Origin of the sequence: Massilia sp. DWR3-1-1 (genome assembly GCF_049898325.1) — a bacterium.
GTDB lineage: Bacteria > Pseudomonadota > Gammaproteobacteria > Burkholderiales > Burkholderiaceae_D > JAFCUW01.
On record NZ_JAFCXL010000053.1, the window covers coordinates 1 to 4,657 of the forward strand.

The following is a 4,657-nucleotide window of genomic DNA, read 5'->3' on the forward strand; positions in this document are numbered from 1 at the left end:
CGATATTACGCCGATGATAGTGCTGCAACCAGTGTGAAAGTAGGTTATCGTCAGGCTAGTTATAGTGAGAAAACCCCGTACAGCGATGTGCGGGGTTTTTTTACGTCTGGCGCTTTTGCTGTCGCGCCGCCACAAAATGATAAGCTGCGTCAAAGCAATGCTGCAAATCAAGACGTCCCTTGAGAAAGCAGGCAACTATCTCGCTTTCTCTTCAGAAAGACGCTTCCTATGACACCGTTTCGTGCGATCCCCCTTGTCAGCGCTCTGCTGGTGTACGCCGCCGCGCAAGCGCAAGCGCAAGCGCTGCCGCCTGGCGTGAAGAGCGCACTCGACAACGAGCGCATCGGCCTGCTCGACGCCGGCCAGCTCAAACTGACCACCGGCAAGTGCGCCGATTGCGCCAGTTCGCCCCAGTCGCTCTGGTATTTTCGGGACGAGGTCATCGCCGCCCCCACTTCGCCGCAGCAGGTGGCCGGCGTCAGCCCTGGCCTCGATCGCCGCGCCGATATCACCGCATGGGCGGCGACGACGCCAGCGCAGAGCTTGCTATATCCGACGGTCAGCTGGCTGGGCTCGCCGATGATCATGGCCAGCGCGCGCATCGATCACGCCGCCGGCACGGTGACCCCGCACGGCGGCGCGCCCATCGCCTTCGCGCTGGCGCCGCAACTGGCGACCAACCGTTCGTATGCGAATGCCGCGACGATGGCGTATTTTGCCAGGCGCCCCGTGCGCATCCGGGGCGCCTCGGCTGAAAAAAATGGCAAGGTTCAGTTCGTCGCGCGCACCATCTGGCCAGCCGATTACGCCATCGACGGCGCCCGCCTGCCACTGCAGCCACTCACGAGCAGCGCCGACCTGGCCGCGTTTGTGCGCGATAGAGCGCTGGCGAGCGACGGCAATCTGGCCAGTCGCCTGGTGTGGGAGCGCGCCCCCGGCGCCGGACGCGCACTGGCCGGCAAACCGGTGCTGGGCCTGATGCTCAATGGCGCCCAGGGCGATGACGACGAATCGATCGGCGGTCACTTTGCCGTTGCCACCGGCCGCTTCGGCGCGCGCGGTGAATGGGCCGACTGGGCCGCGAATAATTTTTATAATCTCGATTCGGTCAGCGAGAAGGGCATCATCGCCGCCACGCTGCCGATGGATAACTACCTGATGGATTTGAATAGCGGCCAACAGTATTATCGGCCGTCGTACATGCTGGTGGCGGTGCTGAACAAGGAGCGTACCGCGATCGCCTACCAGGGCGGGGTGCAGCGGACATTGAACCATTTTTATCGCCACGACCTGCTCTATGGCGCGGCCGACAACAACTGCGCGGGACTGAGCATCGACGTGTTTCGTGCGCTGGGCTGGAACGTGCCGCAGCGTGGCCCCACCGATCGCCTCAAGGCGCTCGGCGCCTATGCGTACGTGGCGGCGAAGCAGGGCAGCCTGACCAAGGGCCGCGGTATTTATGACTATCTGACGGAAGAAACCACGCGCCTGCTGCCGGCGGTGTCCTTCGACGCGCTGGGCCTCGATCTGCTGCAGCTGGTCGGTGCGATGCCAGCGCCGGCGCGCTCGCTATCACCGTACGAACAGCAGCTCAAGGAGGATGTCGACGCCATCATCCTGGTGAAGATTCCCCAACTGCCGTCGAGCCGGGTGGCTGGCGCCGCGCCTGCCTTTTCGTTCGACGACTATATGTCGCGGGTGCCGGCTGACCAGGACCAGTGGCAGATCGTACCGGTGGCGCCGCGCCCCTTCCCCGTTGCGCTGCGCGACAGCGCCACCAGGCCGGGGGCGGCGCCGTCGCTGGTGCCTCTGCCGGTGGCCGCGATCGGCATGGCCGGCCTGTTCGGCGGCGGCGCACTGTGGCGACGGCGTCAGAAGAAGTCGACTGCACAAAGGCAAGCGGCCTTGTAAAAGTCGCGCTGCCAGCCACACTGCGGCCCCTGTTCTGCCATTTGATTACGCGCAACACGCGAGCGCCCCGTGCGGCCATCATCACTGCCGGCCTCAACAATCATAAACGGGGGAAACCATGCCGGCATGCTGTCGTACTTGCGCGCTTGCGCTGATGTCAGGCGCGCTGCTCGCCTTGCAGGGCTGCGGTGAAAAAATCGACGTGCCCCCGCCGCCGCGGGCCGCCAGCGTCGAACTGGCGCGCACCACGCACGGCATCGCCCACATCACGGCGGCCAGCTTCGATGGCATCGGCCGCGGTCTGGCCTATGCCTACGCCCAGGATAATTTGTGCATGCTGGCCGACAGCCTGCTGACCGTACGCGGCGAGCGCTCGCGTTACTTTGGCGGCGCCGCATTCGCCACGGCGCCGGCCAACGGCGAATATGGCGCCGCCAGCTTCTATTTGTCGCTCAATAACGAGGACAGCGATTTTTTCTTCAAGGGTTACCTCGACCTGGCGCAACTGCGCGCCGGCTATGCCGCCGGCTCGAGCGAGGTGCGCGAGCTGCTCGATGGCTACGCGGCTGGTTACAACCGCTATCTGCACGACGCGGCGGGACGCTATCCGGCCGCCTGCGCGAATGCCCCATGGGTCAAGCCCATCACGGTCGATGACGTCATGCTGATGATCGCCGAAAAAGCGCTGCATGCCAGCGGTGAAGTGTTCGCCCGCGAGATTGTCGATGCCGCGCGGGTGACGGGTGCAATGGTCACGCTGGCGCGCGTGTCGCAACGTCGCCCGGACGGTGCGTTCCTGGCCGCCCGCATGAAGCGCTCGATCGCCAGCAAATTGGGCAGCAATGGCCTGGCCATCGGGAAGGATCTGTCGGCCAGCGGACGCGGTATCCTGCTGGGCAATCCGCACTATCCGTGGACCAGCACCGATCGCTTTTATCAGGCCCATTTGACCATCCCCGGCCGCTACGATGCGATGGGCGTGGTGCTCGGTGGATTGCCCATGGTGGTGATCGGTTTTAACAAGGACCTCGCCTGGACCCACACCGTCACCCGGGCCGTCCACTTCACGACCTTTCAATTGAAGCTCGACCCGCGCGATGCGCAGGGCACCACCTATCTGGCCGATGGCGTGCCCGTCAAGATGGACGCGAGGAGCGTCACCGTCGAAGTGCGCCAGCCCGATGGCAGCATCGTCAGCAAGCACAAGACCTTCTGGTTCAGCGCCCACGGCGCGGTGTTGGTCAAGCCCGACGCCGGCCTGGCATGGACCCGCGGCACCGCCTACGTGCTGGCCGACCCGAACCGGCACAACACCCGTTTGATGGAACAATGGATCGCGATCGGGTCCGCCGCCAATGTGGGGCAGTTGAAGACGGTGCTGGACCGTATCGCTGGCCTACCGTGGGTCAATACCATCGCTGCCGATCGCCACGGCGCCACCTTGTACGCCGACGCCAGCGTGGTGCCGCGCGTCGATGGCAGCCTGTTCGCATCAGACTGCATGCTGATCCCGGGATTGCTGACCTTGGACGGGGCACGCGGCCGCTGCGCGCTGGGACAGGACGGTGGTGCGCCGCCCGGCATCATCGCGCCGGCCAACGGTCCCTGGCTGATGCGCAGCGATTACGTTGGCAATTCCAACGACAGCTATTGGCTGAGCAATCCGCACGCCTTGCTGACGGGTCCTGCACCCTACGGCTTCTCGCCCTTGTATGGGCGCACGGGTGTTGCGCAAATGCTGCGCACCCGCGTGGGATTCTTGCAGGTAGAAGAGCGCATCGCCGAACGGCGGCCGTTCGTGATCGAGGACGTGCAAGCGCTGATGTTCGCCAACCGGGTGCACGCGGCGGAGTTGATCCTGCCCGAGTTCCTGCCCAGCTGTTTCGGCGCGGCCGATCCGGCCCTCACACCCGCTTGCCAGGCGCTTGCCGCCTGGGACCGCCGGGCCAATCTGGACAGCCGCGGCGCGCTGCTCTTCCGCGAATTCTGGAATGGCGCCAGCACCACGCCGGGCCTGTGGGCGATACCGCTCGATCCGGCCGATCCTGTGCGCACGCCGCGCGGCCTGGCGCCGGCAGAGGCGCCGGCCATGCTGGCTGCCTTGCGAACGGCGGTGGCCAGGCTGCAGGCGCTGGGCATTGCCCTCGACAGCCGACTGGGCGACTACCAGGATGACACCCGCGCAGGCGTACGCGTGCCTCTGCACGGCGCCATTGGCGACATCGACGGCGCCTATAACTCGATCCACCTGCGCAGCGGTCTCGATGCGCGCGGCTACCATGACATCGCCTGGGGTAGCAGTTATATCCAGACGGTCAGCTTCGACGAGGTCGGGCCGATTGCCATGGGCATGCTGGTGTACGGGCAATCAGTTGACCCGGCGTCGCCCCATTACAAGGACCAACTGCCAGTCTATTCCGCCAAGCAGTGGCCGCGGCTGCCGTTCACGCCGCAGCAAATTCGCAGCGATGCGCACTACCAACTGACCATCCTGACCGAATAGTCCCCAAGGGCCTTGCGGGGCGTCGATGAGTTTGCTATAGTTCGCCTCCCCGAGAAATTGGTTAACAAAAACAAGAACTTGGGGTCGTTTGCAAAAACGGGGACACAAAAAAGAGGTTGACGAGAAACGCAAAACGCCGCATAATCTCATCTCTCTGCTGCAACGAACACAACGCTTCGAAATGCACAGATTCAGTACCGAATAAAGTTCTTTAACAATTAACAGTCGATAAGTGTGGGCGTT

General features: G+C 64.2%; 3 protein-coding genes. All 3 read left to right on the top strand.

From position 1 onward, the window contains the following. Positions 1-183 (top strand): hypothetical protein (locus ACP7EY_RS23735; RefSeq protein ID WP_426197719.1); only part of this gene is annotated, 183 nt, incomplete at its 5' end. Between the two features lie 45 nt (positions 184-228). Further along, positions 229-1,911, top strand: coding sequence for a hypothetical protein (locus ACP7EY_RS23740; protein WP_426197720.1), 1,683 nt, complete (start codon positions 229-231; stop codon positions 1,909-1,911). Between the two features lie 154 nt (positions 1,912-2,065). Further along, on the top strand, positions 2,066-4,414 hold the full coding sequence (locus ACP7EY_RS23745) for a penicillin acylase family protein (protein ID WP_426197721.1): 2,349 nt from the start codon (positions 2,066-2,068) through the stop codon (positions 4,412-4,414). Positions 4,415-4,657: the final 243 nt, after the last annotated feature.